We start from the raw sequence: 23,999 nt of genomic DNA on the forward strand, positions 1-23,999 counted from the left end.
GAGGGCCACGGCCTACTGGGATACGTCATTTTCTGCTGATTCCTCGGGACCAAGCTCGGCGAGGAGCGACTCGATGGCGGTAACAACCTTCGCGATCTCGGTGTATGTCTTGGCCTGTAGCGGCTCGGTCGAGTTGATGCTGAGGGTCAACTCGCCGGTGTTGAACCGCCAGGTCTGGGACATGACCGGGGTCCCGTTCGGCCGAGGCTGTTCGACACGGACAGGGTCGCGGCGCACTTCAGGCTCCTCGACCGGGTCTTGGCCGGGCGCGGAGGTCCCGTCGATCGCGAAGGTCTTGAACTTGTCCGTGCCGATCCGCTCTGCAAGGCCCACTGCTGCGGCGCTTTCGAGGAACGAGTTGACGAACTTGTCCTTGGACGCGATTCCGATTCCATAGTCGCTGATTGCCTTACTGCTCAGCGACGTGATGTTGAGTTCCACTCCTCGAGCGAGATCGTTGTACACCTTCATGTACAAGGTCGCCTCCGTGAAGCACTCGAGCAGGGCGGCCTGAGCCTTTTCACTCGACTCGGGGTGTGCTATCCGAATCGCGCGGTCAGTGAGGGCGATCTTGTCGGCGCTCACCGTGCTGATAAGGCCCCACTCCCGCAGCGCGGCAGCCTTCTGCTTCCAAGGCCCACTGGTTGCGGACTGGTGTCCTGCGTAGGCGGCCAATGCTGCGGGAGTGTGCTGCTTGCCGTACTGGCCTGCCTCCCGGATGACCTTCACCGCTTCCGGAAGCGACAGAGTCGGGAAACTCGCTCCGCGGCTTTTCGTCACCGGCTTGTCGTTGTCTGAATCAGCCATACCAAGGCCTCCTTGATGTCGTTCTCAGGCAGTCTAACATGTTCTTGAATGACGTCGGTGAGAACTGATTGTCCTCGATCGGCGGTCGACAGAACTCCTTGGGGATTGCGACCGGCGGAGACTTCTGCGGCAGAATCAGCCGTGCATGACAATGATTCCGTGAGCAACGACAGTGGGTACATCAAGCCGGCGCCGATCTACCGATGGGGCGACCCTGCGACAGCAACAGATGGAGAACTGGTAATCATGTATGGCGAGGATGACCTCGTGCCGGCTTCGCACTTTGGCCTGAGAATCGTCAACGATCGGCGCGGGCCGCTCGAACTGGTTCGCCCACCCAAGGAGATTGAGGTTCCTCTGGATCTGCTCTGGGGTTACCAGGAAAGTGTGTCGAAGACGCACGTTGAGAACTTGGCATCCGTGCCAGCCGACGCATTCGTTGGAGATCACACGCCCGAGGCAATCGAATGGTTCGATGGGACGTACCAGGTGATCGGCCATCATCGTGCCTCCGCCGCCTACCTGCGTGGCGACTCAACAATGCGGGTCCGAGTCACGAAGCGCGTCACCCGCCTCAGTTGACGATCGTGCCCGCCAGCGCCCGTGGTCATCCGTCGAGCCAAAGGCCGGGCGGGGCGTGTGACTTCTGCAACACGGCCACTGAATGCGTCACCTTTGAGGACATGGGAGGTGTGATCGTTGGGGTGCTCTGTCAGCATTTCGTTACCGTGGATGAGTCCGGCGAGTCCCGCACCCAAGGGCAGGACCGGCTCGAACGGATCCTGTTCCTCCAGGTCGCTCCCACCATCAGCGTTCACCACGGCGCACTCACCTACCTGCTCGGCATCACACCCTGCGCGCCTCCGAAGCAGCGGCGGTGCGCATCGAGGGCTACGCCGTGCCTCGGTCGGTCGAGTTACTTGGTGAACTCGCGGTGGATTTCCGCACCCGTTGCTAGGGACAGATTGACTTGCCAGCATGACCAGTAGTTCGCTAGCAGGGTGTCGTTCTCGAATGCGACGTCCACCCAGGCATCTTGCGCTTCTGGTGGATTGGCTGCCCAGACGATCGATCCGTCGAGTCGCGTGCGCATTAGGTTTCCAGTATCAAGCGGGCAGTCCTCGTAGGCGTACAGGACAATGCGGTCCTCAGTGCCCTGGACCGGCAACGATTTCCGTTCCCGCATACATCCATCCTGACCGTACCTTTGGGACGACGAAGCGTCCGGTCGTGTAGCCGTGTCCTGGGTGGCCACGTGCGCGTGACGGAGGCACCCACAGGACGTGGGAAGTTCTGGCGTCGGCGGCACAACAGGTCGCGGACCTACCGACTGTGCGCGGTTCAAGGGCTCCCAACAGGTGGGGAAGTGGGAGTCGGGAGAAGGGGCGTCCACGATGGAGCGCTTGCTGTCCGTGGCAGAAGTAGCCGAGTTGCTCGGCACAACTGAGAGGTTTCCGAGGAGGCTGATCGCTGAACGGCGTATCCGGTTCGTCCACGTGGGCCGGCACGTGCGTATCCCGGAGAGCGCCGTCGCTGAGTTCGTCGAACGGGGAACCGTCGAGCCCCGCATGACGACGCGGCGCGGGGTTGTGGCGTGATGGCACGCAACAGCCGACGTCGGTTCGGATGGGTGCGCAAGCTTCCGTCCGGCCGATTCCAGGCCAGCTACCTCGGAGACGACGGCCAGCGCCGCTACGCCCCAGACACGTTCGAGCGGGAGGGCGAGGCCAACGATTGGCTCACGCTGCGGGAGTCAGAGATACTTCGCGGCGACTGGATCGACCCGCTGCTCGGGCAGGTGAAGTTCGGCGAGTACGCGGCTCGATGGATCGCGGAGCGCGAGATAGGCGAACGAACGAGGGAGATTTACCGTTCGCTGTTCCGGCTGCACATTGAGCCGTTCCTCGGGCAGCGTGCGCTGACGGAGATCTCGACCGAGGTGGTGCGCTCTTGGCGCGCCGAGCTGCGGAATGGGGGAAGGAGCGAGATCCGGGTCGCCAAGTCGTACCGGCTCTTGCGGGCGATCATGAACACAGCGGTGGACGACGGCCGCATCAAGCGCAACCCGTGCCGGATCAAGAGCGCGGACAAGGAGTACTCACCGGAACGGCCCGTTGCGTCGATACCTCAGGTGTACGCGCTGGCGGACAATATGCCCGAGCGGTTCAGACTGCTCATCCTGGCGGCCGCCTTCACCGGGCTCCGCTGGGGTGAGCTGATCGCGCTGCGCCGCAGCGACGTCGACCTTTCAGCGCCGAGCATCCGGGTGCCGCGCAAGCTCGCGCAGCTTGATTCTGGCCAGCTCGTCTCGGGTCCGACGAAGTCGGCGGCGGGCTTCCGCACTGTTGCGCTGCCGCCGATCCTGGTGCCCGAGTTCGAGCGCCACCTCGCCACCTACGTCGCGTCGTCGTCGGACGCGTTGCTGTTCACGGGGGAGAAGGGGGCGATGCTGCGGCGGGGGAACTGGCACCGAAGCGTGCGCTGGGCGAACTCGGTGCGCAAAGCGGGCCTGCCCGACGGTTTCCGGTTCCATGACCTCAGGCACACCGGCAACCACCTCGCGGCGCTCTCCGGTGCCACGACGCGTGAGCTGATGAACCGGATGGGGCACGCCAGCATGCGCGCGGCCCTGATCTACCAGCACGCCACCAACGAACGAGACCGGGAGATCGCCCGGAGACTGAGCGCCGCCATCGACGAGCAACACACCGCCACGAGCGGTCCGACAACCGGCCACGACGATCCCAAGGCCAGCAGCGCGAACCAAAGGAACCGACGAGCTAATCGCACGTGGATCGCACGAACCTCGCAAAGGAGGCCGACCCACAGGCCAGGACCAGATCTGTTTGTGACCTGCACTTTCGTGCTTGGAGCGGGTGACGGGAATCGAACCCGCATGACCAGCTTGGAAGGCTGGGGCTCTGCCATTGAGCTACACCCGCGTGGGCTTTCGGCCCGCGAGGACAGACTACCTTGTTTCCTGCCGTAGACTTGACCGGGCACGCGGGGCGTAGCGTAGTGGCTAGCGCGCCTGCTTTGGGAGCAGGAGATCGCAGGTTCGAGTCCTGTCGCCCCGACCAGCCCGCGGGTACGGTGGTGGGTCCAGTTAAGGACCCACCTCCGTGGCCGTGACATAAGCCACCTGAAATTGGCCACCCATCACAGGAGACACGTCAGCGTGAAGAGCGTCGTCGAGACCCTCAACCCGACGCGGGTCCGGCTCGCGGTGGAGGTTCCGTTCACCGAACTCGAGCCGAGCATCAAGTCCGCTTACAAGCGAATCAGCGGCCAGATCAACATCCCTGGCTTCCGCAAGGGCAAGGTTCCGCCGCTGGCTATCGACCAGTTCGTCGGCCGACCCGTCGTGCTGGAAGAGGCCATCAACGACGCCATTCCCAAGCTCTACGGCGATGCCATCAAGGAGAACGAACTTCAGCCGCTGGGCCAGCCTGAGCTGGACGTGTCCGAGCTGAACGATGGCGAGGACCTGAAGTTCACCGCCGAGGTCGCCATCCGGCCCAAGATCGAGCTGCCGGAATGGGAAGGACTCGAGGTCCAGGTCGACGATGTTGAGGTCGACGACGCCAAGGTTGACGAGCGACTTGAAGCGCTGCGGGCGCGGTTCGGCACGTTGATCGGTGTCGAGCGGGCCGCCGCCGACGGTGACTTCGTCCAGATCGACCTCAACGCCACCGCCGACGGTGAGCCCATTGAGGGTGGGCAGGCGTCCGGCGTCTCCTACCAAATCGGCCAGGGCGGAATGGTGGACGGTCTCGACGAAGCCGTCACTGGTTTGTCCGCGGGCGACACGACGTCGTTCAAGACCGAGCTGGTCGGTACCCACGAGGGCCAGGAGGTCGACTGCGAGGTCACCGTCACCGCGGTGAAAGAGCAGCAACTTCCCGACCTCGATGACGAGTTCGCCCAGCTCGCCAGCGAATTCGACACCCTCGACGAGTTGAAGGCCGACCTGCGTGAGCAGGTTTTGCGTGCGGCGAGGATCGAGCAGGCCACCGAGGCACGCACCAAGGTGTTGGACGCGCTGATCGAGAAGGCCGGCGAGATTCCCGTCCCGGAGGAGATCGTCTCCGCACAGGTCGAGCAGCATTTCAGCGACGGCCATGGCGATGACGACCACCGCTCCGAGTTCGAGGGGCAGTTCCGCCAGAACCTGGTCCAGCAGTTCGTGCTCGACGAGTTGGTCAAGGCGGAGGAGGTCGAGGCCTCGCAGGAGGAGCTCACTTCTTACGTCGTGCAGCAGGCGATGCAGCGGGGGATCGACCCGAACCAGCTCGCGCAGCGGCTCGTGGAGAGCGGGGAGTTGCCCGCGGCCGTGTCCGACGTCCGTCGTGGCAAGGCGCTGGCTATGGTCGTCGAGAAAGCCACCGTCGTCGATGCGTCCGGGCGTCCGGTGGAACTCGCCCGGTTGCTCGAAGACGGCACTCTGGCCGGAGAAGGCTCGAGTGACGACGCGGTGCCGACGACGGCTGACGTCTCCTCTGTCGATTTCGCCGAACTCGACGACGCATCGGACGACACCGCGGCCGACGACGTTGCGGCTGACGACATTGCCGCGGACGATGCTGCCACTGCGGCTGAGGACGCCACCGGCGACGATGAAGGCGAGTCCGACGCGGACGACGCCCCCAAGTCCGCCTCCTGACCCACCCGTTGTGCACCTGATCTCCGTTTGTGCGCCTGATCGTTTCCGTGGGAGCGATCAGGCGCACAAACGCGTCGGGGATCAGGCGTAGCGGCGAGTAGTGTGCATCCGACCTCGTCTCACGATATGGACGAAGAACGATCAGATGCATAACTGGCCGCGAGCTGCTGATTCGTGCATCTGATCGTCCCGTGGTTCGCATGGTAGGACAAGATCAGATGCAGCACACCGCGCTGTCCCTGCGCTTGGCACACCTGATCGCTCCTACGGTAACGATCAGGCGCACAAACGGAGATCAGGTGCAGGTGGGCGCACGCCGTAAGCGAACAGGGGTGTTCCGCGGATGGTCGACGCCGTCTGGTTGGTTAGTGTCAGTTGCATCGACACTTGCCACTGCTCGCAACCGGGGACGCCCGGACCGGTGCTGGGGCAGCGTCGAGCCAGACAGTTGACGACCAACGCGAATGACATCATTCGAGAAGCCTTGAGGAGTGCACGGTGAACCCACGTCTCGAGACGACTGGTTCTGTCTCCGAACCCCTGGCCCAGACGCCACCAGCCAGCATGGGCCTGGACGACCACATCTACAACCGGCTGCTACGCGAGCGCATCATCTTCCTTGGTTCGGAGGTGCGCGACCAGAATGCCAACGCGATCTGCGCGCAGCTGCTCTTGCTCGCGGCCGAAGACCCGAACCGGGACATCCACCTCTACATCAACTCCCCAGGTGGATCGGTCTGGGCGGGTATGGCGATCTACGACACCATGCAGTACATCAAGCCGGACGTCGCCACGTTCGCTATGGGGTTCGCTGCCTCGATGGGCCAGTTCCTGCTGTGCGCCGGTGCGCCGGGTAAGCGGTATGCGCTGCAGCACGCCAAGATCCTCATGCACCAGCCGTCCGGCGGCGTCGGGGGAACCGCTAGCGACATCCGCATCCATGCTGAGTCGCTGGTGCGCACCAAGAAGGAGATGGCGAAGCTGATCTCCCAGCACACCGGCCGCCCGGTCGAGGAGATCGAGCGTGACTCCGACCGCGACCGCTACTTCACCGCCGACGAAGCCCGCGAGTACGGCTTCGTCGACCAGGTGATCACGAGCGTGTCCGAGCTCCCCACCGACGGTGTCTGATCACACTTCCCACGCCCATTGAGATGAAATGAGAACCTTGCGATGAATTACTACATCCCACAGTGGGAGGAGCGGACGTCATACGGCTTCCGCCGAATCGACCCCTACGCGAAGCTGTTCGAAGAGCGGATCATCTTCCTCGGCACTCCGGTGAGCGACGACGTAGCCAACGCCGTCATGGCGCAGCTGATCTGCTTGGAGTCGATGGACCCGGATCGTGATATCGAGATCTACATCAACTCGCCCGGTGGCTCGTTCACCGCGATGACCACGATCTACGACACGATGCAGTTCATCAAGCCGGACGTGCGGACGGTGTGCATGGGCCAGGCGGCGTCCGCAGCCGCGGTGCTGCTGGCCGCCGGTGCGCCGGGGAAACGACTGGCCGTTCCGAACGCTCGTGTGCTGATTCACCAGCCGGCGGTCGGCGAGGCCATCTTCGGTCAGGCCAGCGACATCGAGATCCAGGCCAATGAGATCCAGCGGATGCGTAACCTCATGGAGGAGATGATTTCCAAGCACTCCAACAAGAGTGTCGAGGAGGTCCGTCGCGACGTCGAGCGAGACAAGATCCTCACGACACAGGAGGCGATCGACTACGGGCTGGTCGACAACTTCACTGCCTCCCGCAAGGCGAGTCTGGCCAGCTGAACTCGGCACTGGCCAGCTGAACTCGGCACTGGCCAGCTGAACTCGACGTCGTCCAGCCGAGTTCGACGTCGTTCAGCTGAGCTCAGTAGGGATCGTAAAACTACGGGTCCCGGGTGGTGTGGCCATCCGGGACCCGTACGCTTGGTGCCCGTTGTGCGGTTTGAGGTGTGGCCGGGTTCGTGTGTGCGGCGGACCGGGTCTGGCGCCGGCGGCCGTCCGGGTTCGCGCGGGCGGCGGACCGGGGCTGTGCGCCCGGGCTGCGTGACGGCCGAGCCATGTGGCCAATCAACTCAAGGCGCGACGCGCCCGATGGGAGGGTTGGGTGCCGTGTGGGCGGGAAAGGATGTACCGTCGAAGGACGCGACGCGACCGATCACGGTAGGCGTTGGACGTAGACGGCACCTGGGACGGAAGGACGAACCGCGTGGCACGTATCGGCGACGCCGACCATCTGCTCAAGTGTTCTTTCTGCGGCAAGAGCCAGAAGCAGGTCAAGAAGCTCATCGCAGGGCCTGGTGTGTACATCTGTGACGAGTGCATCGACCTGTGCAACGAGATCATCGAAGAGGAACTCAGCGAGAACCCGGATGTGGGCGGCCTGTCGAGCCTGCCCAAGCCCCGGGAGATCTACGAGTTTCTGGAGCAGTACGTCGTCGGGCAAGAGTCAGCCAAGAAGGCCTTGTCGGTGGCCGTCTACAACCACTACAAGCGGGTGCAGGCCAAACAGACCACGACGCCACGTTCGGACAAGGACGAGACGGTCGAGTTGTCCAAGTCGAACATCTTGCTGGTTGGTCCCACCGGATGTGGCAAGACGTATCTTGCTCAGACGTTGGCCAAGATGCTCAACGTGCCGTTCGCCATCGCCGATGCCACCGCGCTTACCGAGGCGGGGTATGTGGGCGAAGACGTCGAGAACATTCTGCTGAAGCTGATCCAGGCGGCGGATTACGACGTCAAGAAGGCCGAAACCGGCATCATCTACATCGACGAGATCGACAAGATCGCCCGGAAGAGCGAGAACCCATCCATCACCCGTGACGTTTCCGGGGAGGGGGTTCAGCAGGCGCTGTTGAAGATCCTGGAGGGCACCACCGCCAGCGTGCCGCCGCAAGGCGGGCGCAAGCACCCGCATCAGGAGTTCATCCAGATCGACACCTCCAACGTGTTGTTCATCGTTGGTGGGGCGTTCGCTGGTCTTGAGGACATCATCCAGCAGCGGGTCGGCAAGCGCGGGCTGGGTTTCGCCGCCGAGGTCGCCGGCAAGAAGGATCAGAGCGTTGACGACGTGCTGGCCAAGGTTATGCCGGACGATCTGCTGAAGTTCGGGTTGATCCCGGAGTTCATCGGCCGGCTGCCGGTTCTCACCACGGTCAGCCCGCTGGACCGGGAAGCGTTGATCCGGATCCTCTCCGAACCGCGCAACGCGTTGATCAAGCAGTACAAGCGGACCTTCGAGATCGCGGACAACATCGAGTTGGAGTTCACCCCTGAGGCCGTCGCGGCGGTAGCCGACCAGGCGCTGCTGCGGGGTACCGGCGCTCGTGGCACCCGCGCGGTGCTCGAAGAGGTCCTGCTGGACGTGATGTACGAGGTGCCCAGCCGCGACGACGTTGGCCGGGTGGTCATCGACCGCGACGTCGTGTTGCAGAACGTCCTGCCCACTCTGGTGCCACGTGGCGCGCCGCAGCGCAGCCGGCGGGAACGCCGCGAGAAGTCCGCCTGACTGCTCGCCCCTGCTCGCCCCTGCTCACGTCGCTCCGGCTGCTCAGCTCGCTCCGCTGTAACGTCCTGCAGGCGGTGGCCCCTGGCGCTCGCGCTGCAGGACGCTCGGGCGAGACGCGGCGGAAGTTTCCGGGTGGCTGCGGGCGTTGGGCGAGATCATCACCGAGTAGACTCGTGCGCTGTTGCTATCGGCCAGTGAGTGGTTGATAGGTGGGTGGCGAGGGAGGCCCTCGTCATTCGACGCCTCACGTCCTTGGGGGGACATGACAGTGAACGATCTTGTGGTGCGCCGGCGGCTGATCGTGCGGTCCGCGGCGGTTCTTCTGCCGGCCGGCCTGCTGCTGATACCGGCCCTGACCGCTTCGGCGACGGGCGACGCCCGTGATGACCCTCCGGCTGGCGCCAAGTCCGAGGTGAGCGCGGCCCAGGAGGCCGAAGATCTCACCGACGGACTCAGCTCCGAAGATCTAGCGGCCGCGCTGGTCGGCTCTGGGGTGACCGTCGTGAACGCCGAATACATCGGCGACGACGCGGCGGCCGGGGTGGTGTCCGGCTTCGGTGACGTATTCGGTATCGACGAAGGTATCGCGTTGTCGTCCGGTGCGATCGCGGGTGAGGCCAGCAATCTCTTCGGGCCCAACGAGAGGATCAGCTGGTCTACTGACTTCGATCGTCCCGGATACGCCCTGCTCGACGAACTGGTGGATCCGCTGGTAACCCACGACGCGTCGGTGTTGGAGATCGACTTCGTGCCGGACACCGACCAGATCGACTTCCGTTACGTGTTCGGTTCGGAGGAGTACAACGAGTTCGTCAACAGCGACTACAACGACGTTTTCGCCTTCTTCGTGAATGGCGAGAACTGCGCGGTCGTGGGTGACGACGCGGACCCGGTGTCGGTGAACACGATCAACAACGACGTCAACGCCGAGTTCTACATCGACAACGAACACGACTGGAACACGTTCGACCCCACGCCGCACAACACCGAACTCGACGGCTTCACCACGGTCTTGACCTGTGCCGCCACCGTCGAGGCCGGCGAGACCAACACGCTGATCCTGGCCATCGCGGACACGAATGACCGCATCTACGACTCCACGGTGCTGATCGAGGCGGGGTCTTTCCGATCGAACAGCCGTCCCGTCGCCGACGACCAAGCCGTCAGCACGGCGATCGACACGGCCGTCGACATCACCCTCACCGGAAGCGACCCGGACGGCGATCCGATCACCTTCGTGGTCGAGTCGCAGCCGAGCAACGGTGAGTTGACCGGATCGGCTCCGGAGCTCGTGTATACGCCGGAGGACGGCTATTCCGGCGCCGACGAGTTCACGTTCACCGTCAGCGACGGTTCGCTGACGTCCGAGCCGGCCACCGTCACGATCACCATTGGCGAGCCAGACCCGACGCCGGAGCCTACGGAGTCGCCCGAGCCGACGGACTCGCCGGAGCCCACGGAGTCGCCCGAGCCGACGGACTCGCCGCAGCCCACCGGGTCCCCCGAACCGACGGACTCGCCGGAGCCCACCACCGATCCGACGCCCACGACCCCACCGGGCGACGATGAACTGCCGGACACCGGGTTCGGCACCGCCGGTTGGCTGGGGATCGCGGCGCTGATGGCGGTCGCGGGGATGGCTCTCGCGGGTGTGGCTCGTGGACGGGTCCACTCCAGGTTCTGAGCCCAGCGGCTGAAGGCTGATGCCGATCGGCTGGCCGGACGGTAGGGCGGTCAAGCGCTGAGGTCGCTTGGCCGTCCTCGTCCGGTACAACAGTCCGACAGGCCGGTCATCGTGCCGCTGCATGAACTCACGGCCGCGTGACACCCGTTACGGTGACGGCGGGCAACCGACGGCGGCGAGAGGCGGCACGATGACCGATCAGGTGATCCTGCGTGGTGGAACGGTCTTTGATGGTTTGGGGTCACCGGGGCGCCGCGCCGACGTCGAGGTTCGATCCGGACGAGTCGCTCGGATCGGACAGGTCGCGGCCGGAGCGGGGGCGCGGGAGGTCGACTGCGACGGCCTGTACGTCGCGCCGGGGTTCGTCGACGCGCACTCACATAGCGACGTCGTCCCAGCCATGGACGAGCCGCAACCGTTCAAGCTGCTGCAAGGTGTGACGACGGAGGTCGCCGGCAACTGTGGGTTCAGCTTCGCGCCGCTGACCGAGGAGTCGGCGGATCTGGTGCGAGAGATGTTCGACGAACTTGCCGGGGGAGCGGACGTGTTTCCCGGATCGTTCGCCGCCTTCCTCGACGTGATGCAGCAGCGTGGGCCGACGAACCACATGGCTTACCTCGTGGGGCATCACACCCTCCGGTTGACCGCCAATGGCGCCGGCGACGAGCTGCTGCCCGGCGCGATGGACCGGATGAAGGAACTCGCGGCGGAGGCGTTCGAGGCCGGCGCGGTGGGTTTCTCGACTGGTTTGATCTACCCGCCGGGGTGTTTCGCCGGCCAAGCCGAGATCGAGGAGATCGCCCGGGTCGCCGGCGTCTACGGCCGAACCTACGCGACCCATATGCGCGACGAGGGCCGGTTCCTGGAGAACGCGGTGGACGAGGCGGTCGCGATCGCCCGCGCCGGTGGGCTGCGGTTGCAGATTTCCCATTGCAAGGCGGCTGGGATTCCGGCGCACGGCAAGGGCAGGGTGTTGCTGGACCACATCGAGCGGGCCCGGCTGGCCGGTGTGGACATCGCTGGTGACCAATACCCATACCTGGCCGGCGGCACGGTGATGTTGGCGTTGCTTCCCAACGCCGCGGCGGTTGGTGGCAGCCGGGCGATGACGGCCCGCCTGGCCGATCCCGGGCAGCGGGCGTCGCTGCGGGTGCAGGCTGAACGTGGCCATCCCGGCGATGGCGTGTGGGCCAGCACCGATCCGGCCAAGGTGTTGATCACCGGGCACGCCGACGGCACCATCGTCGGCCGCACGTTGGCTGAGGTGGCGGGGTCCGCCGACGCGTTCGACACGTTATGCGATCTGCTGGTAGCCGACCCGACGGCGGCGATCGTGCTGGAGATGATGGCCGAGTCGGACGTCCGTGACATCATGGTTAACCCACTGGTCGGTATCGGATCCGACAACGGTCCACCCGTCGGGATGCAGCATCCACGCACATACGGCTGCTTTCCGCGGGTGCTCGGCACCTATGTTCGCGACGAGAAGGTGCTGACCTGGGAAGAGGCGATCCGCAAGGCGACGTCGTTGATCGCGCGGCAGTTCGGGTTGGCCGGACGCGGCGTTCTTCTCCCTGGCTGCCACGCCGACGTGACCGTGTTCGACCCGGAGACGATCGGCCACCGCGGCACCTACACCAACCCCGGCGTCACCCCGGACGGCGTCCACACCGTCTTGCTCAGCGGTCAGCCCGTCGTCGTCGGTGGCGAGTTCACCGGCGAGCGAGCGGGTAGCGTCCTACGTGCCTGACCACCCACTCCCCGCGACGATCACCGGGAGTGGGGACGAGGGAAACGAAGCAGCGGTTGAGACGACGAGGAGCTACTCCGTGAATGGTGATGTCGGACGACGGTTCGTCCTGGCTGGTGGTGACGTTTTCGACGGCACGGGGGCGCCCCCGGAGCGGGCGGACGTGCTCGTGCAGGACGGCCGGATCGCCGCCGTCGGTACTGGCCTCGACGCGGACGAGGTCGTCGACGCTACCGGCGCGACGATCCTGCCGGGCATGATCGACTGCCACGTCCACGTGATGCTGTCCGGCGTCGATGTGATGGCGCATTTGAACCAGCCGTTCTCGTACGCGTTCTATGCCGCCATCGCGAATCTCCGTGCCATCCTCGATTGTGGTATCACGACGGTCCGCGACGCCGGCGGCGCCGACCTCGGCGTGAAGCAGGCGGTGGCCGACGGCCTCATCGATGGCCCCCGGATGTGCACCGCGATCAGCATTCTCGGCCAGACCGGTGGGCACACCGACGAATGGCACCCGAGCGGGGTGACGACCGACTTCTTCGTGCCACATCCGGGTCGCCCGGAGGCGGTGGTGGACGGACCGGAGCAGATGCGCCTGCGGGTTCGGGAGCTGGTCCGGGCCGGGGCCGACGTGATCAAGATCTGTACCTCCGGCGGCGTCGTGTCGCCCCGCGACGACCCGCGCCGGGCGCAGCTCAGCCCGGACGAGTTGGCCGTATGCCTGGCCGAGGCGGCGGCCGCGGGAGTGCCGGTGATGGCGCACGCGCAGGGTGCACCGGGGATCAAGAACGCCGTGCGGGCGGGGGTGCGGTCGATCGAACATGGGATCTTCCTGGACGACGAAGCGATCGACATGATGCTCGCCGCGGGCACATTCCTGGTGCCGACGCTGGTGGCGCCGCATTGGGTGCTCGACGCCGCGGCCGCGGGAGCCGCTATCCCCGACGTCGTGGTCGACAAGGCACGCATGGTGGTGGAGGTCCACCGCGACGCCATCGGGCGCGCGGCGGCCGCCGGGGTGCGCATCGCCTTCGGCACCGACAGCGGCGTCGGCCCCCACGGGGACAACCTGCGTGAGCTGGAGTTGATGCGCCAAGCCGGCCTGGCACCGGCGGCAGTCCTGCGCGCGGCGACTAGCACAGCCGCCGAACTCCTCGGCGTGGACGCCGACGTCGGCACGGTTGAACCGGGTCGACGGGCGGATCTCGTGCTGGTCGGCGGCGACCCGTTCGACTTTCCGGCGCTCAGAACGAACATCCAGGCCGTGTTCAAGGATGGGCGGCGGGTCGGCTGAGGTGCCCGCCGCGGCTGCGGTGTGGCCTCCGGGTAGGTGTGCACGACGACGTGTGGGGCCGTGAGTTGTGGGACCGGCCAATGACGGGCCGGGGTTCGGCGGGCCAGGCTTACCGAATCACGGCGTACTGCGAAGGAGTTGCCATGCGTATCGGACGGATATCCGGACTCGCCGCAGCGTTGACGCTGTTCCTGGTGGCGTGCGGCTCGGACGGTGGTGGCACGGACAGCGACGACGACGTCGACACCGGCGCGGCCTCCGGTGACTGGGCGTTCGCCACGGCGATCAAGGCGGACCCGGGGGACCTGCACCCACACCTGACGACGCTCGCGGCCACCCGCGGCGTCGCCGCCTACATGTACGACAAGCTGGTCTATTTCACCCGCGACGGCGAGCAGTTGCCCTGGCTGGCGGAGTCGTGGGAGGTCGACGGCGACTCCGTCACCTACACCATCCACGACGGCGTGACCTGTTCCGACGGCACCCCGCTGACTGCCAGCGACGTCGCCGCGAACTTCGAGTTCGTCACCGACCCGGACAACCAGGCGCCGGTGCGTGGCGTACTGATCCCGGCCGAGCTGGAGATCACCGCCGACGACGACGCCCGAACGGTGACCCTGACCGCCCCCGATCCGGACCCGTTCCTGTTGCACAGCACCGGCGAGCTGTTCATCGCCTGCCGGGCCGGCCTCGACGATCCCGACCTGCTACAGGCCGACGGACTCGGCTCCGGCATGTACGCGTTGTCCGAGCGGGTGCCCAACGATCACTACACCTTCGAGCGCCGCGACGAGTACACCTGGGGACCAGGGGGTGCTACGGCCGCGGATCCCGGGACCGCGGCCTCTATTACGTTGCGCGTCATCGAGAACGAGTCGACCGCGGTCAACCTGTTCCTCTCCGGTGAGATCGACGCGGTCAGCGCGGTAGGGCCAGACCGGCAGCGGCTAGAGGACAGCCACGAGCAGGTCACCTCCGGCGGTACGGTCGGCGAGCTCTTCTTCAACCAGGCCGACGATCACCCGAGCGCCGACCCCGATGTGCGGGCCGCACTGGCCCAGGCGCTGGACTTCGCCGAGCTGACCGCGGTGATCACCGGTGGTTTCGGGGAGCAATCGCGGGCCACCGCAGCCATCGAGCCGGTGGCGTGCTCGTACGACGCCGTGACCGGGCAACTGCCCGACTTCGACCCGGAAGGAGCCCGGGCGATCCTCGACGACGCCGGCTGGACCGCGGGTTCCAACGGAGTCCGCGAGCGCGACGGCGAGCGGTTGTCGTTCTCCCTGGTCTATAACAGCACCCGAGGGGAGACGACGGCGTCCGCGGCGGAGTTGATCGCACAGCAATGGAGCGACGTCGGGGCCGATGTCACCACGCGCGGGATGCCGCCGACGGAATACAACACGGTGGTCTTCAGCGCCGGTGACTGGGACGCCGTGCTGCTGCCGGTCAACGTCCGGCTGCCCAGCCAGCTGGTGCCGTTCTTCTCCGGGACACCGGTACCTGATGGCGTCAATTTCGCCCACCTCACCAACGACGAGTACGAGGCCGCGGTGGCCGACGCGATGCAGCTGCCAGGTGAGGAGAGCTGCCCCGAATGGCAGCGTGCCGACCAGGCGCTGATCGCCGCCCGCGACGTGCTGCTGTTCGCCGACGAGACGATTCCGACGTTTCTGGACGGCGTAACCCTGGAGTTGGGCTCGGACGGCATCGTGGCCCCGACCATCCGCGCGGTGTCATGACGGCGCCACCTGTCGCGGTCACTCGCCGGGGTGGGCTCCCGGCGGGTGTACGTAACCCGTGGCTGGTGTTCCTGGGCCGCCGCTTCGCCCGGCTGGTGGTGTCCCTCGCGGTCCTTGTGACGCTGGCGTTCCTGATGATCCACCTCGTGCCGGGTGACCCGGTGCGAGCGGCACTCGGCCTGACCGCTCCGGCCGAACTGGTCGAGGCGCGCCGGGAGTCCCTCGGGCTGAACGATCCGCTGATCGTGCAGTACGGGAACTACCTGTCCGGTCTGTTCCGCGGCGACCTCGGTGTCTCGATGACGTCGGGGGTTCCGGTGGTGGACACGATCGGGCAACGGCTACCGGCCTCGGCCAGCCTCGGGTTGTCCGCGTTCGTCGTCATCATGGTGAGCGCGATCCCCCTCGGGCTGGCGATGGCGGTGCTGACCCGCGGTGGCCGCCGTCGTGGTGTGGAGCTGGGGTTCACCTCGACGAGTGCGATGATCGCCGCCATTCCCGAGTTCCTCCTCGCCGTCGGGCTCATCTTCGTGTTCGCGGTGACGCTGGGTTGGCTGCCCGTGGCCGGCCGCGGCGGGCTCGACAGCTACCTGCTGCCGGTGTTGGCGTTGTCTGCCGGGCCGACGTTGGTGATAGCGCGAATCGTCCGGGTCGAGGCGTTGGCGGTGTTCGGCCAGGACTTCGTCCGCACGGCACGGGCCAAGCGGTTGCCGCCGTGGCGGGTGTATTTCCGGCACGCCTTCCCGAACGCTCTGACGTCGACGCTGACCATCGGCGGGTTGCTGCTCGGCTCGATGATCGTCGGGACGGTGCTGGTGGAGAACGTGTTCGCCTGGCCGGGTATGGGCATGACCATCGTCCAATCGATCCTGGCCAAGGACTATCCGTTGGTGCAGGCTGCCGTCCTCGTCTACGGGCTGGCCGTGCTGTTGGTCAACCTCATGGTGGATCTCCTGCTGGCCGTCGTCGATCCACGATCCACCATCCGGGAGGCGTGACGATGCGGCTGACTCATTGGCTCAACGCGCTGCGCAGCCCGGTTGGCGCGGTGAGCGCCACGTTGTTGTCCGCGTTCATCGTCTTGGCGCTGATCGCGCCGATCATCTGGGGCGACGCCGCCGAGCAGACCGACCCGTCGGCGCTGTCACAGGGCCCGTCGGCGGAACATTTCCTCGGCACCGACGGGCTGGGCCGCGACATCTGGATGCGGGTTCTCGTCGCCACCCGAACCTCACTTGGGCTGGCCGTGCTGGCCACCTTGATCGCGGTGTCGATCGGCACCTTGCTCGGTGTGTTGCCCGCTGTGCTCGGGCGCCGGGCCGGCCGGCTCGCCGTGGCGCTGGTCAACCTGGCGGTTGCGTTCCCGGCGTTGCTGCTGGCGTTGTTCTTCGCGGTGATCTTCGGCATCGGGGCCAAGGGGGCGGTGCTGGCGATCGGCATCGCCGGTGCGCCGTCGTTCGCCCGGCTGGTGCAGACCAATGTGGCGGCGGTGGCGGGCCGAGACTTCGTGTCGGCGGCTCGGGTGGCCGGGGTGGGGCGGGTACGGCTGGTCTTCCGGCATCTGCTGCCCAACGTCGGTGAGCCGCTCGTCGTCAACGCCACGGTGATGGCCGGTGGTGCGCTGTTGGCGTTCGCCGGGTTGTCGTTTCTCGGCATCGGGGTACAGCCGCCGACCTACGATTGGGGCCGGCTACTGGGTGAGGGGCTGAGCCGGATCTACCTGAATCCAGCCGCCGCCCTGGCGCCCGGGGTAGCGGTGGTGCTGGCGGGGCTCGCCTTCACGCTGCTGGGCGAGACGATCGCGCAGGTGGTGGGGTTGCGGACGACGGCGCGGCGCGGTCACCTCGGCGTGCTACCGACATTGCGACGACGGGAACCGGACGAACCCACTACCACGCAACCTGGCTCGAACGGCGCGTCGGTCTACGACGGCGTGAGCACTCAGCACGCTGCGGCCAGCACGGATGGATCGACCGTCCGGCCCGACGACGCCGTTCTGGTGGCGCGCGACCTCACGGTCAGTTTCCCCGGCCCGCGCGGATGGACGCATCCCGTCGACGGGGTAGACCTGACCGTTCATCGCGGTGAGACCGTCGGCATCGTTGGTGAGTCGGGCAGCGGCAAAAGCCTGACCGCGCTGGCCGTCGCCCGGCTGGCACCCGAGGAGGCGGTGGTGCGCGCCAGCACGCTGAACTTCCTCGGCACCTCTTTGCCGGACCGGTCCGACGCCGAGCTGCGGCGGCTGCTGGGCACGTCGATGGCCATGGTGTTCCAGGACCCGATGACGTCGTTCAACCCGTCCATGCGGGTGGGCCGGCAGTTGGCCGAGGTGACCCGCACCCACGAAGGACACAGCCGGCGGGCGGCCTGGGACCGCGCGGTCGACCGGCTGCGCAAGGTCCGGGTCCCGGCGGCTGAACGGCGCGCTGCCCAGTACCCCCACGAGTTCTCCGGGGGCATGCGGCAGCGAGCGATGATCGGCATGGGCCTGATGAGTTCGCCGGACCTGGTGATCGCCGACGAGCCGACGACGGCGCTGGACGTGACCGTGCAGCGGCAGGTGCTGCGGCTGCTGCGCGAGGTGCAACGTGAGTCCGGTGCGGCGGTGGTGCTGATCTCCCACGACATCGCCGTCGTCTCCCAGATGTGCGAGCGCATCGTGGTCATGTACTCCGGTCGGGTGGTCGAGGAGCTACCCGTCGACCGGCTCGCGGAGGCCGCCCATCCGTACACGCGGGCGTTGCTCGGGTCCGTGCCGGATCTGGCCACCGACGTCGACCGGCCGTTGGCCACCATTCCGGGGCGGCCACCGGATCCCGGCGCACGTCCACCCGGGTGTGCGTTCGCGCCGCGCTGTGCCTTCGCCGACGACACCTGTACCGCGCCTCCAGTGTTGGAGGACGTGGCACCACGGCAGCGCGCCGCCTGCTGGCATCCGCAGAGCGGACCGGTGGCGCCCAGCCCGCTGGCCGGTGCCGAACCCGCCGTCGACGTGCCGACCCGTACGGGAGGACAACCATGAAAGAGCTCGAGTTTCGTGATGTCACCGTCCGGTTCGGCACCGGCCACGGCACCGTCACCGCCGTCGACGGGGTCGACCTTACCGTACCGGCGGGGTCGGTCGTCGGACTTGTCGGCGAGTCCGGGTCGGGCAAGTCCACACTCGCCAAAGCGGCCGTCGGCCTCGTCCCTGAGTCCGGTGGGGAGATCCTGCTGGACGGCCGGCCGGTGCGCCGCACCCGCGGGCGCCGCACGTTGCAGATGGTGTTCCAAGACCCGTACTCGTCCCTGAACCCGCGGATGAGCGTCGGCGACTCCATCGCCGAGGCCATGCCGCGCGGCCGCGGCCGCAAGGAGCGCCGGGCCGAGGTCGCCCGCCTGCTGGAGCTGGTGGAGCTCGACGCCTCCCGTGCCGGTTCGCTGCCGGGCGGGTTGTCCGGGGGCCAGCGTCAGCGGGTGGCGCTGGCCCGGGCACTCGCCGCGGAGCCCGAGGTGATCCTGGCCGACGAGATCACCTCGGCGCTGGACGTGTCCGTCCAGGGGGCGGTGCTCAACCTGGTCCGTGACCTGCAGCGACGGCTCGGCCTGAGTATCCTGTTCATCTCCCACAACCTGTCTGTGGTCCGTTACGTCAGCGACCTCATCGCGGTCATGTACCTGGGCCGCATCGTCGAGTTCGGTCCGGCCGCGGAGGTATTGTCCGCGCCCCGGCACCCTTACACGCAGACGTTGCTCGACGCCGCGCCCCGGGTCGGCACGTCACTCGACGATGCCGTGCCGGCGGATCGCTCGGAGCTGGACGGTGAGCCGCCGTCGCCCCACGATCCGCCGTCGGGTTGCGCCTTCCATCGGCGTTGTCCCTACGGCCCGCTCGTTCTCCCCGAGCGCACGATCTGCGCCGAGGATGACCCCATGACCGGCGCCGATACTCGACCCCACCGTGCGGCCTGCCATTTCGCCGCGGATCTGGAGGTATCCATCCCATGACCCGCCACTTCGTGGAGGAGGACCTGTTCGACGTGGCGATCCCATGTCAACCGGCCATCTCTCCCGACGGAAGCGCTATCGCGTACGTCTTGACCACCGCGGACCGGGCCGCGGATACGAATCACACGGCGTTATGGCTGGTCTCGGCTACCGGAGGGGCGCCGCGGCGGCTGACCACGGGATCGGGGGATACCGCACCGGTGTGGTCGCCGGATGGGGCCAGCATCGCCTTTCTACGCGCCGCGGATGGGCCGCCCCAGGTGTGGTTGCTGCCGGTGGCCGGGGGTGAGCCGGCGCCGTTGACGTCGCTGCCGTCCGGTGCGGGCCCGCCGGTCTGGAGCCCCGATGGCCGCCGGATCGCGTTCACCGCCGCCGTCGACACTCTCGCGGCGGCCGACGAAGACGAGGCGGCCCGCCAGCGCCGCGCCAATGCCCCGATCGTGATCAACCGCCTCGGCTACCGCGCCGACGGCGCCGGGCTGCTGCGCGGGATCCGCCAACACATCCACGTCGTCGACGTCGGAACGGGCGAGACCCGGCAGGTGACCCGGGGCGACTGGCACGCCGGAGCACCAGCATGGTCGCCGGACGGGCAGCGGCTCGCGTTCTCCGCTGCGACAGCACCCGACGCGGACCAGACCGGAGTGTCGGCGGTGCACATCGTCGAAGTCGACGACGCCGCGGCCACACCACGTCTGGTGGGCGGCGAACACGGCATGGCCGGCCCCGTGACGTGGGCACCGAGTGGAGACGAGCTGCTCGTGGTCGCCTCCGCGGAGGTCCGTTCCGGCCATCTACGGTTGTTCCGGATCCCCGTCGACGGTGGCCCGACGGTTGAGCTCACGGCGGACTTCGACCGCAATGTGATGCCCGGTGGCTCCGGCTACCCAGGTGGGCTGCCGCAGTACACGCCGGACGGTTCTACGGTGATGTTCTGTGCCCGCGACCGCGGCTGCACCCACGTGTTCAGCGTCGACGCCACCGGCGGGCGGCCGAAGCTGGTGGCTGGTGGCGCTACCCGGGTGGTGTCCGGGCTCTCCGTTGCTGCTGGATCCGGCCGGGCCGCGATCGTGGTCGCCGACGAACGTTCGTACGGGCAGGTGGCCGTCGTCGACCTCGACACCGGCACCGAGACCGCACTGACCGACTACCGGCTCGACGGAGTCGACCTCATCACCGCCGAGGAACGGGTGTTCACCATCTCCGACGGCACCGAGGTGCACGGGTGGTTGCTCCGCGACCCCGCCACCGTCGGGCCCGGACCGCTGCTGGTGGACGTCCACGGCGGCCCGCACAACGCGTGGAGCCCGGTCCCGGACCCGGCACACCTCTATCACCAGCTGTTAGCCGCCGCCGGGTGGTCGGTGCTGCTGCTTAACCCGCGGGGCAGCGACGGTTACGGGGAGGAGTTCTACACCGCGGCCATAGGTGGATGGGGTACAGCCGACGAACGCGACTTCCTCGAGCCCGTGGACCAGCTCGTTGCCGATGGGGTCGCCGATCCGGACCGGCTGGCGCTCTCCGGCTATAGCTATGGCGGCTACATGACCTGCTGGCTCACCGGCCGGACGGACCGGTTTGCCGCGGCCGTCGCCGGTGGTGTTGTCTCCGATCTGGCCACGATGGCCGGGACATCGGACGTGGGGCCGTTGTTCATCGAGGTGGAGCTGGGAGCGCTGCCGTACGACGATGCGCAACGGCTGGCCCAGATGTCGCCCTCCACCAACCTGGCCCAGGTGAACACACCCACCCTGATCCTGCACGGCCTGGTCGACGATCGCTGCCCGGTGGGGCAGGCCGACCTGTGGTTCGCGGCGCTGCGGCACCGGGGTGTCCCGACCGAGCTGGTTCTCTACCCGGGTGGGTCACACCTGTTCATACTCGACGGCCCGCCGTCGCACCGGCTGGATTATTCCCGCCGGATCGTCGACTGGGTCACCCGCCACACCACCACGACGCCCAAGGAGGGGCCGATGAGCACCGTCGCTCTCGACCACAACCACTGGCAGCGGCGCCTGAGCGAGCTAGCCGAACGATACAAGGTGCCCGGCGCGACCCTGGGTATCGCCCGCGGCGACGAGACGCTGGAGGTCGCCCATGGCGTGACCAACGTCCAGACCGGTGTCGACGTCACCACCGACACTCTTTTCCAGATCGGATCCGTCACCAAGGTGTGGACCGCCACCGTGGTGATGGCGCTCGTCGACGCCGGCAAACTCGACCTCGACGAGCCCGTGGTCACGTACCTGCCGGAGCTGCGGTTAGCCGATCCGGAGGTGGCCAGGACAGTCACCATGCGTCACCTGCTCACCCACACCAGTGGCATCGACGGCGACTTCTTCCAAGACTTCGGGCGCGGCGAGGAATGCCTCGAGCGGTACGTCGCGGCCCTGGCCGGACTGCCATTGAACCATCCCATGGGTGCCACGTGGTCGTACTGCAACGCCGGGTTCACCATCGCCGGCCGGGTGATCGAGAAGCTCACCGGGCAGACGTGGGACGACGCCATGCGCGACCTGCTGTACACACCACTGGGACTACAGCACACGGTCACCCTGGCTGAAGACGCACTGCTGCACCGCACCGCCGTCGGGCACGTCCACGAAGGCGACGAGGAACCACGGCGCGCACCGGTGTGGGTATTGCCCCGGTCGGTGGGCCCGGCCGGACTGATCTCGTCGACGGTGGGCGACGTCCTCGCGTTCGCCCGTATGCACCTGAACGGGGGGCTGGCCGCGGATGGCACCCGGGTGCTGTCGGAGGCGGCCGTGGCGGCGATGCCGGAGGACCAGGTCCGGCTGCCCGACCCGTACACCCTGGCCGACTCGTGGGGAATCGGCTGGTTCCGGCTCGACTGGAACGGCACCCGGCTGATCGGGCACGACGGCAACACCATCGGGCAATCGGCGTTCCTGCGACTCCTGCCCGAGCAAGGGATCGCGGTGACGCTGCTGACCAACGGCGGGCACACCCGAGACCTTTACGAGACGCTGATCCGTGAGGTGTTCCGGGAGCTGGCCGGGGTAGAGATGGCGACCCCGCTGCAGCCGCCGGCCGAACCGGTCGAGGTGGACATCACCCCCCACGTTGGCACCTACGAGCGCACGTCTATCCGGCTGGAGGTCAGCGAGCGCACCGGTGGCGGGCACCTGCGGATGGTGGTCGACCAGCGTCCGATGGGCCTGGACGAGGAGGTCAAGGAGTTCGACCTGGTGCCCGTCCGCGACGGCCTGTACGTGATGCGGGCTCCGGGTGCGCAGACCTGGACACCGGTGACGTTCTACACGCTCGATGATGGTTCGCCGTACATGCACCTCGGGGTGCGGGCCACGCCGAAGCGTGCCGGCTGAGCCGCCGTGTCGGGCATAAACGTGGACGTGATGGTCGACGACCTCGGACGGCTGGTCCGTTGTGAGTCGCCGTCGTCGGACCTGGCCGCGCTGTCGCGCAGCGCCGATGTGGTCGCCGAACTCGGTACCCGGCTCACCGGCGTGGAACCGGAACGGATCGAGCTGTCCGGGCGGCCACACCTGCGGTGGCGGTTCGGCGCCGGTGACCAGGTGCTGCTCCTGGGGCATCACGACACCGTGTGGCCGGTGGGCTCGTTGGCTGAGCACCCGTGGCGGGTCGAGGACGGCCGGGCGTACGGGCCAGGTTGCTTCGACATGAAGGCCGGCCTGGTGCAGCTGTTCCACGCGGTGGCCGCACTCCCGTCGCCCGACGGTATTTCCGTGCTGGTCAGCGCCGACGAGGAGCTGGGTGCGCCGACGTCGAGGCAGCTCATCCAGGACGAGGCCCGGCGGGTCCGGGCCGCCCTCGTACTGGAGGGCAGCGCCGACGGCGGTTTGCTGAAGACGGCCCGGAAAGGTATCTCCCAGTATGTGCTGCGGGTCCATGGCCGTGCCGCGCACGCCGGGCTCGAGCCGTGGCGCGGAGTGAACGCCACCGTCGAACTGGCCCACCAGGTGCTGGCGTTGGCCGCACTGGACGCCGGGCCGCAGGGCGCCACCGTGACGCCGTCGCTGATCAGCGGGGGCACCGCGGCCAACACCGTGCCTGCCGAGGCGTCGGTCCATGTCGACGTGCGGGTGCCCAGCGTGGCCGAACAGGACCGGATCCGGGCCGCGATCCATGCGTTGGAGCCGCGGCTCGACGACGCCCGGCTGGAGGTGACCGACGGCCCCGCCCACCCGCCGTTGGAACCCACCGCGTCTGCCGAGCTGTATGCGCTGGCCGAGAAGGTGGCTGGCGAACTCGGACTCGCGGCGCTGGGTAGTGCACACGTGGGTGGCGGCTCTGACGGCAACCTCACCGCCGGTGTTGGCACCCGCACCTTAGACGGGCTTGGTGCGGTCGGTGGGAACGCCCACGCGCCCGGTGAACACGTCGTCGTCGAGGAGATGCCGGCGCGGGCGGCGCTGCTCGAGGGTTTGCTGCGGCGGCTGCTCGTCGTCGGCTGAACGTCCTGGCTCAGAGTTGCGAACGGGCGCCGATTCGCCGGCCCATCCGCAACTCTGAGCCAGCATGCTTGGCCGGGCGGGTGGACGGCACCGCGGGTTAT

The 23,999-nt window shown here is 67.3% G+C and carries 17 protein-coding genes, 2 tRNA genes and 1 pseudogene; 17 read left to right on the forward strand and 3 right to left on the reverse strand.

Translation table 11 applies throughout. From position 1 onward, the window contains the following. Window positions 1-12 precede the first annotated feature (12 nt). Window positions 13-807, reverse strand: coding sequence for a hypothetical protein (locus G8760_RS16425; RefSeq protein WP_166353068.1), 795 nt, complete (start codon window positions 805-807; stop codon window positions 13-15). Window positions 808-966: 159 nt separating this feature from the next. Between G8760_RS16425 and G8760_RS16430 the strand changes: the two genes are divergently transcribed. Continuing rightward, window positions 967-1,389, forward strand: coding sequence for a hypothetical protein (locus G8760_RS16430; protein WP_166353070.1), 423 nt, complete (start codon window positions 967-969; stop codon window positions 1,387-1,389). Between the two features lie 334 nt (window positions 1,390-1,723). Here G8760_RS16430 and G8760_RS16435 read toward each other — a convergent pair whose 3' ends face one another. Beyond that, window positions 1,724-1,993: a DUF7957 family protein gene (locus G8760_RS16435; protein WP_166353072.1), complete on the reverse strand. Its 270-nt coding sequence runs from the start codon at window positions 1,991-1,993 to the stop codon at window positions 1,724-1,726. Between the two features lie 208 nt (window positions 1,994-2,201). Here G8760_RS16435 and G8760_RS16440 point away from each other — a divergent pair, with 208 nt between their 5' ends. Both G8760_RS16440 and G8760_RS30885 read left to right on the forward strand, forming a co-directional pair. Further along, a complete protein-coding gene (locus G8760_RS16440; RefSeq protein ID WP_166353074.1) occupies window positions 2,202-2,405 on the forward strand; it encodes an excisionase family DNA-binding protein in 204 nt (67 codons plus the stop codon). Then, window positions 2,405-3,403, forward strand: a pseudogene (locus tag G8760_RS30885) (tyrosine-type recombinase/integrase); the annotation flags it as partial. The gene G8760_RS16440 and the pseudogene G8760_RS30885, both read left to right, overlap by 1 nt. Window positions 3,404-3,675: 272 nt before the next feature. Here the strand turns inward: G8760_RS30885 and G8760_RS16450 are convergent. After that, window positions 3,676-3,749: transfer RNA gene (locus G8760_RS16450), tRNA-Gly, on the reverse strand. Between the two features lie 62 nt (window positions 3,750-3,811). Here G8760_RS16450 and G8760_RS16455 point away from each other — a divergent pair. The 14 genes from G8760_RS16455 (at window position 3,812) to G8760_RS16520 (ending at window position 23,898) form a co-directional block, all read left to right on the forward strand. Beyond that, window positions 3,812-3,887, forward strand: a tRNA-Pro gene (locus G8760_RS16455). A 98-nt stretch (window positions 3,888-3,985) separates the two neighbouring features. Then, entirely contained in the window at window positions 3,986-5,470 is a 1,485-nt protein-coding gene (gene tig, locus G8760_RS16460; RefSeq protein ID WP_166353076.1) for a trigger factor, read from the forward strand. Between the two features lie 564 nt (window positions 5,471-6,034). Then, window positions 6,035-6,601, forward strand: a complete 567-nt coding sequence (locus G8760_RS16465) for an ATP-dependent Clp protease proteolytic subunit (protein WP_166353328.1) — start codon at window positions 6,035-6,037, stop codon at window positions 6,599-6,601. 42 nt (window positions 6,602-6,643) lie between these two features. Beyond that, the gene (locus tag G8760_RS16470) at window positions 6,644-7,252 is read left to right on the forward strand and encodes an ATP-dependent Clp protease proteolytic subunit (protein ID WP_166353078.1); all 609 of its coding nucleotides are present in this window, start codon (window positions 6,644-6,646) and stop codon (window positions 7,250-7,252) included. Between the two features lie 424 nt (window positions 7,253-7,676). Continuing rightward, the gene (clpX, locus tag G8760_RS16475; RefSeq protein ID WP_166353080.1) at window positions 7,677-8,978 is read left to right on the forward strand and encodes an ATP-dependent Clp protease ATP-binding subunit ClpX; all 1,302 of its coding nucleotides are present in this window, start codon (window positions 7,677-7,679) and stop codon (window positions 8,976-8,978) included. Between the two features lie 268 nt (window positions 8,979-9,246). Continuing rightward, on the forward strand, window positions 9,247-10,662 hold the full coding sequence (locus tag G8760_RS16480; RefSeq protein WP_166353082.1) for a choice-of-anchor L domain-containing protein: 1,416 nt from the start codon (window positions 9,247-9,249) through the stop codon (window positions 10,660-10,662). 190 nt (window positions 10,663-10,852) lie between these two features. Then, window positions 10,853-12,412, forward strand: a complete 1,560-nt coding sequence (locus G8760_RS16485) for an N-acyl-D-amino-acid deacylase family protein (RefSeq protein ID WP_166353084.1) — start codon at window positions 10,853-10,855, stop codon at window positions 12,410-12,412. Between the two features lie 79 nt (window positions 12,413-12,491). Then, window positions 12,492-13,709: a metal-dependent hydrolase family protein gene (locus G8760_RS16490; RefSeq protein ID WP_166353086.1), complete on the forward strand. Its 1,218-nt coding sequence runs from the start codon at window positions 12,492-12,494 to the stop codon at window positions 13,707-13,709. Between the two features lie 143 nt (window positions 13,710-13,852). Continuing rightward, window positions 13,853-15,451: an ABC transporter substrate-binding protein gene (locus tag G8760_RS16495; protein WP_166353088.1), complete on the forward strand. Its 1,599-nt coding sequence runs from the start codon at window positions 13,853-13,855 to the stop codon at window positions 15,449-15,451. Then, complete coding sequence (locus tag G8760_RS16500; RefSeq protein WP_166353090.1) at window positions 15,448-16,449, forward strand: ABC transporter permease; 1,002 nt, start codon at window positions 15,448-15,450, stop codon at window positions 16,447-16,449. The genes G8760_RS16495 and G8760_RS16500 overlap by 4 nt, the downstream gene beginning before the upstream one ends. 2 nt (window positions 16,450-16,451) lie before the next feature. Then, a complete protein-coding gene (locus G8760_RS16505) occupies window positions 16,452-18,473 on the forward strand; it encodes a dipeptide/oligopeptide/nickel ABC transporter permease/ATP-binding protein (RefSeq protein ID WP_166353092.1) in 2,022 nt (673 codons plus the stop codon). Next, a complete protein-coding gene (locus G8760_RS16510) occupies window positions 18,470-19,438 on the forward strand; it encodes an ABC transporter ATP-binding protein (RefSeq protein ID WP_166353094.1) in 969 nt (322 codons plus the stop codon). Before G8760_RS16505 ends, G8760_RS16510 begins: the two co-directional genes overlap by 4 nt. Beyond that, a complete protein-coding gene (locus tag G8760_RS16515; RefSeq protein WP_166353096.1) occupies window positions 19,435-22,788 on the forward strand; it encodes a serine hydrolase in 3,354 nt (1,117 codons plus the stop codon). The genes G8760_RS16510 and G8760_RS16515 overlap by 4 nt, the downstream gene beginning before the upstream one ends. Before the next feature lie 6 nt (window positions 22,789-22,794). Beyond that, on the forward strand, window positions 22,795-23,898 hold the full coding sequence (locus G8760_RS16520) for a M20 family metallopeptidase (protein ID WP_207782430.1): 1,104 nt from the start codon (window positions 22,795-22,797) through the stop codon (window positions 23,896-23,898). The last annotated feature ends 101 nt before the right edge of the window (window positions 23,899-23,999 follow it).

The organism is Phytoactinopolyspora limicola (assembly GCF_011320225.1).
GTDB lineage: Bacteria > Actinomycetota > Actinomycetes > Jiangellales > Jiangellaceae > Phytoactinopolyspora > Phytoactinopolyspora limicola.